10 protein-coding genes are annotated in these 13,441 nt (G+C 71.6%); 4 read left to right on the forward strand and 6 right to left on the reverse strand.

The annotated features are described in order from the left end of the window. Nucleotides 1-79 precede the first annotated feature (79 nt). From ABD297_RS20135 to ABD297_RS20150, 4 genes are all read right to left on the reverse strand, one after another. On the reverse strand, nucleotides 80-1,375 hold the full coding sequence (locus ABD297_RS20135) for an MFS transporter (protein ID WP_344256891.1): 1,296 nt from the start codon (nucleotides 1,373-1,375) through the stop codon (nucleotides 80-82). 114 nt (nucleotides 1,376-1,489) lie between these two features. After that, the gene (locus ABD297_RS20140; RefSeq protein WP_344256892.1) at nucleotides 1,490-1,852 is read right to left on the reverse strand and encodes an MmcQ/YjbR family DNA-binding protein; all 363 of its coding nucleotides are present in this window, start codon (nucleotides 1,850-1,852) and stop codon (nucleotides 1,490-1,492) included. 179 nt (nucleotides 1,853-2,031) lie between these two features. Then, complete coding sequence (locus ABD297_RS20145; protein ID WP_344256893.1) at nucleotides 2,032-3,363, reverse strand: MFS transporter; 1,332 nt, start codon at nucleotides 3,361-3,363, stop codon at nucleotides 2,032-2,034. Between the two features lie 17 nt (nucleotides 3,364-3,380). After that, a complete protein-coding gene (locus tag ABD297_RS20150; RefSeq protein WP_344256894.1) occupies nucleotides 3,381-4,829 on the reverse strand; it encodes an NAD-dependent malic enzyme in 1,449 nt (482 codons plus the stop codon). A gap of 198 nt (nucleotides 4,830-5,027) precedes the next feature. On the opposite strand from ABD297_RS20150, the gene ABD297_RS20155 reads away from it, so the two are divergent. The 3 genes from ABD297_RS20155 to ABD297_RS20165 all read left to right on the forward strand — a co-directional run bounded on the left by ABD297_RS20155 (nucleotide 5,028) and on the right by ABD297_RS20165 (nucleotide 10,425). Next, a complete protein-coding gene (locus ABD297_RS20155) occupies nucleotides 5,028-7,496 on the forward strand; it encodes an HAD-IC family P-type ATPase (RefSeq protein ID WP_344256895.1) in 2,469 nt (822 codons plus the stop codon). A 118-nt stretch (nucleotides 7,497-7,614) separates the two neighbouring features. Beyond that, nucleotides 7,615-8,976, forward strand: a complete 1,362-nt coding sequence (locus tag ABD297_RS20160) for a hypothetical protein (protein WP_344256896.1) — start codon at nucleotides 7,615-7,617, stop codon at nucleotides 8,974-8,976. A gap of 216 nt (nucleotides 8,977-9,192) precedes the next feature. Next, a complete protein-coding gene (locus ABD297_RS20165) occupies nucleotides 9,193-10,425 on the forward strand; it encodes an MFS transporter (protein WP_344256897.1) in 1,233 nt (410 codons plus the stop codon). Between the two features lie 171 nt (nucleotides 10,426-10,596). Here the strand turns inward: ABD297_RS20165 and ABD297_RS20170 are convergent, their stop codons facing one another. Then, nucleotides 10,597-11,073, reverse strand: a complete 477-nt coding sequence (locus ABD297_RS20170; protein WP_344256898.1) for a GNAT family N-acetyltransferase — start codon at nucleotides 11,071-11,073, stop codon at nucleotides 10,597-10,599. Further along, nucleotides 11,070-11,339, reverse strand: coding sequence for a hypothetical protein (locus ABD297_RS20175; protein ID WP_344256899.1), 270 nt, complete (start codon nucleotides 11,337-11,339; stop codon nucleotides 11,070-11,072). Before ABD297_RS20175 ends, ABD297_RS20170 begins: the two co-directional genes overlap by 4 nt. Before the next feature lie 1,207 nt (nucleotides 11,340-12,546). Between ABD297_RS20175 and ABD297_RS20180 the strand changes: the two genes are divergently transcribed. Beyond that, nucleotides 12,547-13,441 (forward strand): IS481 family transposase (locus ABD297_RS20180; protein WP_425581205.1); only part of this gene is annotated, 895 nt, incomplete at its 3' end.

The following is a 13,441-nucleotide window of genomic DNA, read 5'->3' on the forward strand; positions in this document are numbered from 1 at the left end:
CGCCGCGCCCTCCGGGGCGCGGCGTTCGCGCGTTCGGCGCCAGGGTGCACACGGCATACGCACGCCGTATGCCGTGTGGTCAGCGCGACGACGCGAGGCTGGCCTCCCCGGACTCGACGAGACTCGTCTCGCTGCTGCCGAACCGGACCCCGCGGCGCTCCTTGCCCAGCGCGGTCAGGACGACCACGGCGACGAGGACCGGCACGATCGTCACGGCGAGCGCGAACGGGTAGCCACGCGAGGAGGCGATGGCCTGCTGGATCGGCAGGTTGAAGGCCGCGAGGCAGTTGCCGAGCTGGTAGGTGACGCCGGGGTAGAAGCCGCGGATCTCGTCGGGGCTCAGCTCGGTCAGGTGGGCCGGGATGACGCCCCACGCCCCCTGGACCACGACCTGCATGAGGAACGACCCGAGCACGAGCATGCCGGCCGTCTGCGAGTACGCGAAGAGCGGCACGATCGGCAGGCCGAGCAGGGCGCAGAAGATGATGACGACCTTGCGCCCATGACGCTCGGAGAGGGCACCGGCGACGGCACCACCGGCGATGGCACCGACGTTGTAGATGACGGCGATCCACGTCGCGGTGCTCTTGGCGAGGCCCGCACCGCCGTCGTCGCTCGCCTTGAGGAAGGTCGGGTAGATGTCCTGCGTGCCGTGGCTCATCCAGTTGAACGCCGTCATGAGCAGGACGAGGAAGACGAACCGGCGCCAGATCGCCCGGTTGGAGAGGAGCTGGCGCACCGAGGTGCTGGTCTGCCGCACCCGCTCGTCGGCGCTCTGCCACACCTCGGACTCGACGACGCGGGAGCGGATGACGAAGGTGATGGCCGCCGGGATGATCGAGAGGGCGAACATCCAGCGCCACGACAGGCCCAGCCACGAGTTGACGAGGAGGAAGGCGAGCGAGGCCAGCAGGTAGCCCATCGAGTAGCCGCCCTGCAGGATCCCTGAGAAGAAGCCGCGCCGGTCGGCCGGCAGCTTCTCCATCGCCAGAGCGGCACCGAGACCCCACTCGCCTCCCATGCCGATGCCGTAGAGCATCCGCAGGACCATGAGGACCGCGAAGTTCGGCGCGAAGGCGCAGACGAAACCGACGACGCTGTAGAAGGCGACGCAGGTCATGAGCGGGATGCGGCGCCCTCGGCGGTCGGCCCAGAGCCCGAAGATGAACGCCCCCACCGGACGCATGACGAGGGTCATGGTCGTGATGAAGGCCATCTGGGCCAGCGACTTGTGGAAGTCCTTGGCGATGTCGGCGTAGATGAGCACGACGAGGAAGTAGTCGAAGGCGTCCATCGCCCAGCCGAGGTAGGCGGCGGCGAACGAGTTGCGCTGGTCGGACGTGAGTCTGGTGCGTGCCTGCGCTGGCGCAGCCATCCGTGCCTCCCGTGGGTCGAGGGCCGGCGGGGATGTCCGTCATGCCCTCTTCGACCACATACCTGGAGTCTGGGAAAACCCTGACAGCACGCGGCGATCACGGGTCACCCGCGCTCAGCAGAGCAGGTCGGCCAGCCCCGTCCCGCCCCTGCGACGTGGACCGCCGCGGATGTCGTAGGACTCGAGCAGCAGCTCGGCCAGCTCGACCCGGTGCAGTCGGTCGAGCCGCACCCACATCGTCACGCGGAACCGGAACGTGTCGATGCGCACGAAGACGTCGCGACGACCGGCGAGCGCCGCCTCGGTGTCCATCTCGCCCGTCCACACCTGGACGAGCTCGCCCCCGTCGTCGCCGCGTCGCAGACGAGCGAACGTATGCCGTCCGGCCCGCCAGGCAGGTGACCCGTCGTGGGCGACCGTGCGCTCCGCGCCGGGCAGCCGTCCGGCCAGCTCGTCCACCTCGGCCCAGGTCGGCATCGCGCTCCTCCTCCCGAGCAGGCTAGACCGCCTGCATCGACCACTCGTCCGTCCGGGACCCGCAAACTCTGGCCCCTCGACGGTGGAGGAGGGGCCAGACGTGGCCTCTCGACGCGTCGGGACCCACGAAAAGTGGCCTCTCGACGGTAAAGGAGAGGGGCGCGCGGGCAGGGCGGGCGTCAGTGGAAGGTGACGGAGCGGCCGGCCTGCATGGCGGCGTAGGCGTCGGGGTCGGCCTCGAGCGCCGCCCGCCTCGCCTTGTGCCGGTAGCGCAGCACCTGCACGATGCCGAGCGCCCACACGGGGTACTGCACCGTCATCGCGACCCGGAACGAGTCGACGCCCCACGTCGACGGGCCGCCGGGAGCGACCCGGTCGAGCACGACGCCGACGAGCGCCACGGCCGTCAGCGTCGCGATGAAGCCGCCGGTGTTGACGATGCCCGAGGCGCTGCCGATGCGGGTCGGCGGGTTGAACGTGCGGGCCAGGTCGAAGCCGATCATCGAGCCGGGGCCACCGATGGCGATGAGCACCACGAGCACGACGAGCATCCACAGCGGCGCGCGCCCGGGCCACAGCAGCACGACGGTCCACGCGAGGATCGCGGCGGCCACGATCCACAGCACCAGGGTGCTGCGCGAGAAGGGGTAGCGCATCGTCAGCGTGCCGATGACCGGGCTCGAGACGACCGTCGTGACGACCATGACCATGAGCAGCACGCTCGCCGTCGAGGGCGAGAGTCCTTGTCCTGCAACGAGGAACGGGAAGCCCCACAGCATGGTGAACATGTTGGCGGCGAACTGCGACGTGAAGTGCGACCACAGCCCGAGGCGCGTGCCTGGGACGAGCCACGCGGCCCGCAGGGTGCGGGCGACCGCGCGCAGGCGCAGCTCGTCGCGGCGGGTGTCGGTGTAGGGGCTGTCCTTGACGACGACCACGAGCGCGATCCCGGAGAGCACGCCGATCGACGCCGCGACGGCATACGACGGCGTCCACCCGAAGTGGTCGAGCGCGGCTGCGAGGGGGCCGGCCGCGGCAAGGGCGCCGAGCTGTCCGAGCACGCCGGTCAGCTGGGTGACCATCGGCGTGCGGCGGGGCGAGAACCACAGCGCCACGAGGCGCAGCACGGAGATGAACACCATGGCGTCGCCGACGCCGAGCAGCACCCGACACAGCAGCGCGGCCTCGAAGGAGTGGACGAACGCGAAGCCGAGCTGCGCGACGGTGAGCAGCCCGAGGCCGAGCCCCAGCAGCTTCTTGGAGCCGTAACGGTCGAGCAGCGCTCCGACGGGCAGCTGCATCGCCGCGTAGACGAAGACCTGCACGATGGTGAAGGTCGACAGCTGCGCGCTGCTGATGCCGAAACGGTGGGCGGCATCGAGCCCGGCCACGCCGAGGGACGTTCGGTGGAAGACGGCCAGGACGTAGACGGCGATGGCCGCCGCCCAGACCGCCCAGGCGCGGCGGCCGTCGAGGGGGTAGCGCTGCCCCGGCTGGGTCGTGCTCGTCATCCGGTCGGTCGTGCTCCTCAGTTGGCGCCGGTCATCGGGATGCTCTTCGCGGGGGCCTTGGGCACGCAGTCGACGATCGCCTTGGCGACGGTCTTGCTCATGTCGGGCTGGAAGACGCTGGGGATGATGTAGTTCGGGTTGAGCTGCTCGTCGGTGACGACCGAGGCGATGGCGTCGGCGGCCTTGATGAGCATCTCGGTCGTCACGTCGGTCGCGCGCGCATCGAGCAGCCCCCGGAAGACTCCGGGGAAGGCGAGCACGTTGTTGATCTGGTTGGGGTAGTCGCTGCGGCCCGAGGCGACGACGGTCGCGCGCTGCGTGGCCTCGTAGATGTCGACCTCGGGGTCGGGGTTGGCGAGCGCGAAGACGATGCGCTTGTCGGCCATCTCGTCGATCCACTCGGGGGCCAGGATGCGCGGTGCGCTGACGCCGATGAAGACGTCGGCGCCCTGGAGGCCGTCGCGGAGGGTGCCGGTGAGGCCGCGCGGGTTGGTCTTGCCGGCGAGCTCGCGCCACGCGGGGGTCAGCGACTCGTCGTCCTTGTTGAGCAGTCCGGGGCGGTCCGAGACGGTGACGTCGACGGCGCCGGCGGCCAGCAGCAGCTGGACGATCGCCGAGCCGGCCGCGCCTCCTCCGGAGACGACGACCCTCGCCTCGGGCAGCGGCTTGTCGATGATCCGCAGCGCGTTCTTCAGGGCCGCGAGCACGACGATGGCGGTGCCGTGCTGGTCGTCGTGGAAGACAGGGATCGAGAGGCGCTCGCGCAGCTTGGCCTCGACCTCGAAGCAGCGCGGGGCGGCGATGTCTTCGAGGTTGATGCCGCCGAAGCCGGGGGCGATGAGCTCGACGGTGCGCACGATCTCGTCGACGTCGGTCGTGTCGATGCAGATCGGCCAGGCGTCGATGTCGGCGAAGCGCTTGAAGAGCGCGGCCTTGCCCTCCATGACCGGCAGCGCCGCCATGGGCCCGATGTTGCCGAGGCCGAGCACGGCAGAGCCGTCGGTGACGACGGCGACCGAGTTGCCCTTGATCGTCAGCTTGGGCACGTCCTCCGGGTGCTCTGCGAGCGCCTGGCTGACCCGGCCGACGCCGGGCGTGTAGGCCATCGCGAGGTCCTGGCGGTTGCGGAGGTTGACCTTGGACTCGACGGAGATCTTGCCGCCGAGGTGCATGAGGAAGACGCGGTCGGAGACCTTGTGGACGCGCACGCCCTCGAGCGTCTCCACGGCGTCGACGACCTCGGTGGAGTGCTCGGCGTTGCTCGCCGAGCAGGTGAGGTCGATGACGAGGCGGTCCGGGTGCGAGTCGACGATGTCGAGGGCCGTCGTGATACCGCCGCTCTCGGCGACCTTGACGGCGAGGGCTCCGATGACCGCCGGGTCGGTGCCGGCGTGGATCCGCATCGTGATCGAGTAGGAGGCAGTGGTGGCGCGGGCACGTTGGATCGACTCAGTCACGCCCCCCATCGTCCCACGATCCGAGAAACGCCCCGGACGCCGTCCGAGGACCGATCAGTAACATTTGTCCGCCCGGGCCGTGCGCCCGGCTCCCACCGCACCGGAACCGATGGCGTATGCCGTGTCGCCCGGCCGTGTGCGGCCCCACCCGAGCGCTCGTGCGCGTTCCACCCCGGAGCCGGCGACCCGGCATACGACAATGGAGCGGTGACGACACCCGGGACGCCGCCCGTGACTGCCGCCCCGACGGCCCTGACCCGGCCCGAGGGGCTGACGAGCGCCGAGGTGGCAGAGCGGGTCTCGCGTGGCGAGGTCAACCGGCTGAGCGAGCGGACGTCGCGCTCGATCGGCGAGATCGTCCGCGCCAACGTGCTGACGCGCTTCAACGCGATCCTCGGTGCGCTCTTCGCACTCGTCATGGTGACGGGCTCCTTCGCCGACGGCCTCTTCGGGATCGTCCTCGTCGTCAACTCCGCGATCGGCATCGTGCAGGAGTACCTCGCGAAGCGGAAGCTCGACCGGCTGGCACTGCTCAACGCCCCGACGACCCGAGTCGTGCGCGACGGCGAGGTGCGCGTCGTGCCGACCACCGACGTCGTGCGGGACGACCTCATCGAGCTGCGCACCGGCGACGAGGTCCCGGCCGACGGCACGCTCGTCTCGAGCGCCGGGCTGGAGCTCAACGAGGCCAACCTCACCGGCGAGTCCGACCCCGTGGCCCACGACGAGGGCGAGCCCATCATGTCGGGCACGAGCGTCGTCGCCGGGTCGGGGCGCTACCACGCGAGCAGCGTGGGGGCCGACGCCTACGTCAACCGGATCGCTGCCGACGCAAGGAAGTTCACGCGCACCCGCTCCGAGATCCAGGAGTCGATCAACACCCTGCTGACCTACATCACCTGGGTCATCGTGGCCGCCCTGCCCATCGCGATCTGGTCGCAGTGGCGCACCGTCGGCGACCAGGGCTGGCGCGAGGTCGTCATCCGCTCGGCGGCCGGAGTCGTCGGTCTCGTGCCCGAGGGCCTCGTGCTGCTGACGTCGGTGGCGTTCCTGCTCTCGGCCGTGCAGCTGACCCGACGCAACGTGCTCGTGCAGCAGCTCCCCGCGGTCGAGGGCCTGGCGCGCGTCGACGTCGTGTGCCTCGACAAGACGGGGACGCTGACGGCGGGCGAGATCGCCTTCGAGGACGCGCACACCCTGGACGGGCAGGACGCCGACGAGATCCGCTGCGCGCTGGGCGCGCTCGCCGACGACCCCAACGCCAACGGCACCCTGACGGCGGTCGCGGCGGCCATCGGGTCCCCGGGCTGGGAGCGCACCCGCACCATCCCGTTCAGCTCCGCCCGCAAGTGGAGCGCGGCCTGCTTCGCCGACCGCTCGACGTGGGTGCTCGGCGCCCCCGAGGTGCTCCTCGCAGCCGACCCGCAGCCGAGCCCGTCGGAGGTCGTCGACGCGATCCGCGCCCAGGTCGCCGAGCTCGCCGACGCGGGTCGACGTGTCGTGCTGCTCGCCCGCAGCGAAGAGCAGCTGTCCGAGGCGTCCCTGCCCGCGGACCTCACGCCCGCCGCGCTCGTGACGCTGACCGAGCAGGTGCGCCCCGACGCGAGGGACACGCTCGCCTACTTCGCCGAGCAGGACGTCGCGATCAAGGTCGTCTCCGGCGACAACCCCGTCACGGTGGCGGCCGTGGCCCGCTCGGTCGGCCTCGACGTCGGCGAGCCCGTCGACGCCCGCACGCTGCCCGACGACCAGAACGCCCTGCGTGCGGCCCTCGCGACGCACACCGTCTTCGGCCGCGTCACGCCGGAGCAGAAGCGCGCCTTCGTCCACGCCCTCCAGGCCGACGGCCACGTCGTCGCCATGACGGGTGACGGCGTCAACGACGCCCTCGCGCTCAAGGACGCCGACATCGGGGTCGCCATGGGCAACGGCGCCCAGGCGACCAAGGCCGTCGCCGAGCTCGTCCTGCTCGACGGGCGGTTCTCGCACCTGCCCGACGTCCTCGCCGAGGGGCGCCGCGTCATCGGCAACGTCGAGCGCGTGGCCAACCTCTTCGTCGCGAAGAACGCCATGAGCCTCGTCGCCATCCTCGCGGCTGCGCTCATCGCCGTGCCGTTCCCGTTCCTGCCGCGCCACCTGACGCTCGTCTCGGCCGTCACGATCGGCATCCCGGCGTTCTTCCTCGCGCTCGGGCCCAACAAGCGGCGCTACCTCTCCGGCTTCCTCGGTCGCATCCTGCGCTTCGCCGTGCCGTCCGGCGCCGTCGCCGGTCTCGCGGTCATCACCTCCTACCTGTGGGCCGGCAGCAGCTACGGCGTGCCGCCCGAGCAGTTCGCCGACCGGTGCACCGTGGAGGCAGGGGCCACGGCCGTCACCGACGTCGCGTGCTGGCAACCCGGCAGCGGCGCGACGATCACGCTGCTCACCGTCTTCTTCTGGATCCTCGTCGTGCTCGCGCGGCCCTTCCGGCCGTGGAAGGCCGCGCTCGTCGCGGCGATGGTCGGGCTCGCCGTCACGGCCTTCCTCTGGCCCTTCGCGGCACAGTTCTTCAACCTCGACGCCCCACTGCCGCTGCTGTGGCAGTCGCTCGCCGTGGGCGCCCTCGGGGCAGCCCTCGTCGAGGCGATCTGCCGCCTCTCCCCGTCGGTCCGCGACGCCCACCACCTGCGCGACTGACCCCCGGTCTCACACCGGTGACGAATGGGTTCCAACCCCCACAGGAGCCCCAGGCCGGTGGTACTTTCCGCTGGCACGCTGTCGCAGGGGCAGCATCCACACGAACAGGGGGCCTGCCGTGCGGCGGTCTGTCATCTCGGGGCTGTCGGCAGCCCTCGTCCTCACCTCGGCGGGTGTCGGCGGCGCCCTCCTCGCGCCGGCCGCCTCCGCGGCTCCGGCCAGCCCGGCACTCACGACGGGGGTCGCCGACGGCACCTACGTCTCGCTCAAGCCGACGCGCATGCTCGACACCCGCGGCTCCTACCTCGGCCGCCCGCTCAACGCCGGCGAGGTCTACAACCTCAAGGTCAACGGCCGCGGGGGCGTGCCGTCGACCGGCGTCTCCGCCGTCGTGCTCAACATGACGGTCACCGCTCCGACGCGTGCGGGCAACATCGTCGTCTACCCCAAGGGCTCCGCGGTCCCCAACGCCTCGAGCCTCAACTTCGTCGCGAAGGACACCCGCGCCAACCTCGTCACCGTCCCGGTGAGCAGCGACGGCTGGGTCAGCATCCGCAACGCCACCGGCCAGACGCATGTCATCGCCGACGTGCAGGGCTACTACGTCGGGTCGACCACGACGAAGCCCGCCGGCGCCGTCGACTACTTCCCCGACGACCCGTGGCGTGCCCTGGACACCCGGACCGCGCAGGACGGTCCCGCCCTCGCCGCGAACGACTACCTCATCCAGTCGGTCAGCTACGGCGCCAACACCGCGAACATCTCCGCCCTCGCGGTCAACGTCACGGCGGTCAACCCCCAGTGGACCGGCTTCCTCAACGCCTGGAACGGTGACGAGAACGCGATCCCCAACACCTCCAACCTCAACTTCGCCTCCCGCAAGACGACGTCCAACATGGTGATCGTCCCCGTCACGCACGGCGTGGGCAGCGACGGCACCACCCCGGTCCTCAACTTCGGCATCGGCAACGCCAGCCCCGGCACGGTCGACGTCATCGTCGACGTCGTCGGGGTCTACGCCACGGGTGACGGACTGCGCTTCCGCAGCGTCGGCGCCCCGAAGCGCATCGTCGACACGCGCACGAGCCTCGGCGCGACGACGCTGGACGCCGCCACCACGCGCACCGTCACGGCGCCGAGCACGGTCACCAACTCCACCACCGTCGCCCTCGTCACCAACGCGACCGCCGTCAGCCCGACCGCCGCCACCTACCTCACGCTGTGGCAGACCGGTGTCACCCGCTCGGCGGCGAGCAACCTCAACCCGGCCGCAGGCCAGACCGTCGCCAACATGGCGATGGTGGGCCTCAGCGACATCAACCAGTTCGACATCTACAACAACGCCGGCCGGACCAACGTCATCGTCGACGTCGCCGGCCGGATGGACCTCTCGCCCAACCTGGCCTCGGGCGCGGCCCCCAGCCTGTCGACCCGGACGGCTCCGAAGGCCCTCGGCTCCCGGGTGGCGACGCTCCGCTGACGCACCCACCGCACGCAGACCGGGCGGGCATCCCCACCCAGGGGGTGCCCGCCCGTGTCGTGCCACCCCGTTCGAGGGCTCACGCCCCGACCAGCGGGTCCGGCCCGCCTCGCCGACCGCGTACGATTGGACTGCACAGGGATCCGGCGTGACCTGATGGGCGGGTAGGCACGCGAGCGTGTCGCGCACCCCGCGACCAGATCCGGAGCCGCCCTCGTGTCACCCATCGACTCGTACCGCCACCTCTTCGGCCTCACCGGCCGCACGTACATCGTCGTCGCCTTTCTGGCCCGTATGCCGCTCGCGATGAGCCAGCTGGGCACCCTCCTGCTCGTGTCGTCCGCCACCGGCAGCTACGGCGCGGGAGGCTTCTGCGCCGGGGCGCTCGCGGTGGCCAACGCCGTCGGTGCCCCGTTCTGGGGTGCCCGCGCCGACCGCCTCGGCCAGCGTCGCGTCGTCGCCTTCCAGTCCATCGGCGGCGGCCTCGGCATCGCCGGCATTCTAGTGGTCGTCGGGGCCGGGCTGCCCTGGGGCGTGGCCGCTGCCGCGAGCGCCGTGGCCGGACTGCTGCTGCCGCAGATCGGTCCCCTGGCCCGGGTGCGGTGGCGCCCGATCACCGCGGACACGGGTGCGCGCCAGCACCGCCTCGTCGACGCGGCCTTCTCCTACGAGGGTGCGGCCGACGAGGCGTCGTTCGTCCTCGGCCCGGCGCTCGTCGGGCTCGGCGTGTCCGTGGCGAGCCCCACCGCCGCCCTCGCGCTCGCGGCAGGCGGCCTCGCCGTCTTCGGCACGTGGTTCGCCCTGCACGAGACGGCCACCGTCACGCACGCAGCAACGTCGGCCGCGACCGGAGCCGTGGGACGACTGCTGACCCCGGCGCTCGTCGTGCTCGCCGTCGCCCAGCTGCTCGTCGGCACGGTCTTCGGCTCGGTCCAGACCGGCACCTCGGTGCTGGCCACGGCGGCCGGCTCGCCCGGCCTCACGGGCTACTTCCACGCCCTGCTCGGCGTCGGCAGCGTCCTGGCGGGTCTGGCCGTGGCCGGCCTGCCCGCCCGCTTCGCGCTCTCGGCCCGGCTGCGCTGGTTCGCCGTGGGTCTGCTCGCGCTGTCGGCACCGCTGCTGCTCGTCGGCTCGCTGGCCGCACTCGTCCCCGTCCTCCTCGTGCTCGGCTGCACGGTCGCGCCCTACATGATCACGACGTTCACCCTCGGTGAGCGCGTCACCCCGCCGTCGCGCACGGGTGCCGCGATGACGGTGCTCGCCGCTGCCACAGGGCTCGGCTACGCGGTCGGCGCCGCCCTGGCCGGCCGCCTCGCCGACTGGGGCGGCCACACCCCGGCGTATGCCGTCACGGTCGGTGCGGGGGCCACCGCGGTCCTCGTGACGTGGGGGTCGCAGCGCGTCCTCGGCCGCGCCGAGACGCAACGAGCCTCGACACTCGTCGACTGAGCGCAACCGAGACGGCCGCGGCCGACACGACCCGACCGACCCGACCGACTCGACCGACTCGACGCGTCCGACTCGACGCAACCGACTCGACGCAACCGACTGAAGCACCCGGCCGGTCCGGTGACAGGACGGACCGCCGGGAACGCGACGAGCCGGCCCGGTCAGGGGCGGTCAGCGCGGAAGCCGCAGCCGCATCGCGGGCCACGCGGTCGGGACGAAGCCCAGGTCCTCGTAGAGGCTCGCCCCCTCGCCCGTGGCGAAGAGCTCGACGACGGTCGCCTCGGTCTCCTCGCGCAGCCAGTCGAGGACCCCGACGACGCAGGCTCGCGCCAGGCCCCGGCGCCGGGCCTCGGGGCGTGTCGCCACGTTGTTGACGAGACCCCAGACGCCGTTCGGGTTGACCGGCGACGGGGTCTCGAAGCGGAGCCCGCCCATGGCGCCGGCCACCACCCGGCCGTCGGCGTCCTCGGCCAGGACGACGCACGCATCGCGGCCACCCAGCGCCCGCTCGAACCAGCGCACCGCGGCTCGCTGCCAGCCGGGCTCGTCGACCCCGGGCACCCCCATCGCGGAGAACATCAGCGCCCGCAGCTCGACGACCGCCTCGGCGTCGGCCGCGGTTGCCCGTCGGGTCGTCCACCCGCTCATCGGGACGCACCACCGGTGAAGGCAGGGGCGAGCGGCACGTCGGCCGCGGCATACCTCGTCTCGACGGCGCAGACCAGCTGCCCGGCCGCGTCTGCCGGCTCGGGCAGGGCGTCACCGGCCGCCGCGGTGCGCAGGAAGCGGAGCACGCGGTCGGTCATCCGCGGCATCGGCGTGACCGGGTTGGCGCGGGTGGACGGACGGTGCGGCGGCTGCCCGGGAAGGCGCTCCCGACGACGGAGGCCCGACACGAGCAGGCCCGCGGCCACCTCGCAGGTCTCGTCCAGCAGGTCTCGTCCAGCTGGTCCGGTCCGGCGGCCTCGGTGTTCGCGCTCACCGGGTCACTGTGCCAGAACCGCTCAAGCGGGACGGACCTCGCGCCGGACCGGTCACTCCCACATAACGACGGCATAACGCCCATACGGGCCAATCGAAACTTCTTGCCTCAAATTCCCCGAAAACCGATACAGCCGACCACAGCTTCATTACTGTCACACCTGTAACACCCCCACGGCTGGCACGCACCCCCCCCCATCCGCACCAGCCTCGAAGGAGCCCGTTCTGCGCGCGCAGACGGGCTCCTTCGCATTGGTGGCACCGGCAGCGCCTCCGCCTCCCGCTCTCTGGCGACGACCTGGTCGATGACGTGGTGTGCCCCGTCTCTGCCCCGTCCGGCCGAGCCCCTCCGGAGCGACGCCCCCTCAACCCGTCCGGCGGCCCGCACGACGAGTCTCGTCACGGCAACGACAAGACCCCCGGCTCGAAAGGAGCCGGGGGTCTCGGTGATGCGTGGAGCCGCTTGTCGGAATCGAACCGACGACCTATTCATTACGAGTTCGTCCTCGACCCGATTTCGAGCCGAGCCCGCGCTGAAATCGTCTGCCATCTGGTGCTGGTTGGCATGGCTGCTGAGGGCGGTCGGGGGCACGTCGGGGGCACGCGCGGGGCAGATGGGGGCTCCGCGGGTTTGCGCATCGACCGTCACCCGGCCCCTCGAGAAGGTGCCGCGCAGAAGGCGCTTGACCGACCCAGCCGGGCGGGCCGTTGTCGCCAGGTGGCTGTCGAGGTGGGCAGTGGTCCTCCGTGGGAGCGAGCCCGAGCGGCGACGGCTGGGGCCTCCCTCGTCCAGGCGCCTGAGTCCGGGCCACAGGTCGATGGTGCAGCGGCTGCGAGTGTCAGCAGCGGGTCGGGCGCCGCCATGCCTTCGTAGAAAGCGTGGGGGCGGTGGGGTGCGCGAGGACGGCGCGCCAGCGCCGCCCGCAGCGCGGGGTCCCTGCCGCGGGTCCCCGCGCTTTTCTGCGCCGAAGGCGCAGCTTGAGCCAGTACAGAAACTCCTCACCGGATCGGACACAGGCACCGTGTCCTGTCTCGGGTGATGCTTGACAGTCGTGTATCAGCTGATGCTTGACGTCGGCCGTTGTCGGCCACGCTGTTCGTCGGTGCTCCGTGGGCACCGAAGAGGCAGGGAGGCCGGGATTGGCACTGGTAGTGATGTCGGTGGTCGAGCTGCGGCTGGACGCGGTGAGGGCGGTGCTGGGTGGCGCGAGGGTCACGGAGGTGGCTGCGCAGGCCGGGGTGTCGCGTCAGAGCGTGCACACGTGGGTGGCGCGGTACCTGCTCGAGGGAGTATCGGGGCTGGCGGACCGGTCGCACCGGCCACCGGGGTGCAAGCACCAGACGCCCGGGTCGGTCGAGGTGCGGGTGGCAGAGATGCGCCGCGAGCATCCGCGGTGGGGTGCCAAGCGGATCCGGATGGAGCTGCTGCGGGCATCGGGCCCGTGGTCGAGTGAGGGGTCGAGCGAGGGTGTGGTGGTGCCGTCGACGGCGACGATCAACCGGATCCTGCGGCGCAAGGACCTGGTGACGCCGCGGCCGCGGAAGCGTCCTCGGGACTCGTACGTGCGGTTCGAGCGGCCGGGTCCGATGCAGCTGTGGGGGATCGACATCGTCGGCGGGATCGCGCTGGTCGACGAGGTCACCGGGGTGGTGCGGGAGGCGAAGATCGTCACCGGCGTCGACGACCACTCGCGGTACTGCGTGATGGCCGCCGTGGTCGACCGGGCCACCGGGCGGGCGGTGTGCCTGGCGTTCGCGCAGGCGCTGGACCGATATGGCGTCCCCGAGGAGGTCATCACGGACAACGGCAAGCAGTTCACCGACCGGTTCGGCACCCACGGGCCACGCAACGGGGAGGTGTTGTTCGACAAGATCTGTCGCCGCAACGGGATCCGGCACCGGCTCACGGCCCCGGCCTCCCCGAACCAGAACGGGAAGGTGGAGCGGTTCCACGGCACGTTCCGCCCGGACTTCCTCGACGAGGCCGGCCCGTTCACCTCGGTCGAGCAGGCCCAGGCCGCCGTCGACGCGTGGG

Origin of the sequence: Terrabacter carboxydivorans (genome assembly GCF_039532035.1) — a bacterium.
GTDB lineage: Bacteria > Actinomycetota > Actinomycetes > Actinomycetales > Dermatophilaceae > Terrabacter > Terrabacter carboxydivorans.

Bases quoted from the DNA above. Each gene is read 5' to 3' on its own strand.
- ABD297_RS20170 (WP_344256898.1), bottom strand. From the start codon at position 11,073: ATGAGCGGGTGGACGACCCGACGGGCAACCGCGGCCGACGCCGAGGCG.
- ABD297_RS20140 (WP_344256892.1), bottom strand. From the start codon at position 1,852: ATGCCGACCTGGGCCGAGGTGGACGAGCTGGCCGGACGGCTGCCCGGC.
- ABD297_RS20150 (WP_344256894.1), bottom strand. From the start codon at position 4,829: ATGGGGGGCGTGACTGAGTCGATCCAACGTGCCCGCGCCACCACTGCC.
- ABD297_RS20145 (WP_344256893.1), bottom strand. From the start codon at position 3,363: ATGACGAGCACGACCCAGCCGGGGCAGCGCTACCCCCTCGACGGCCGC.
- ABD297_RS20135 (WP_344256891.1), bottom strand. From the start codon at position 1,375: ATGGCTGCGCCAGCGCAGGCACGCACCAGACTCACGTCCGACCAGCGC.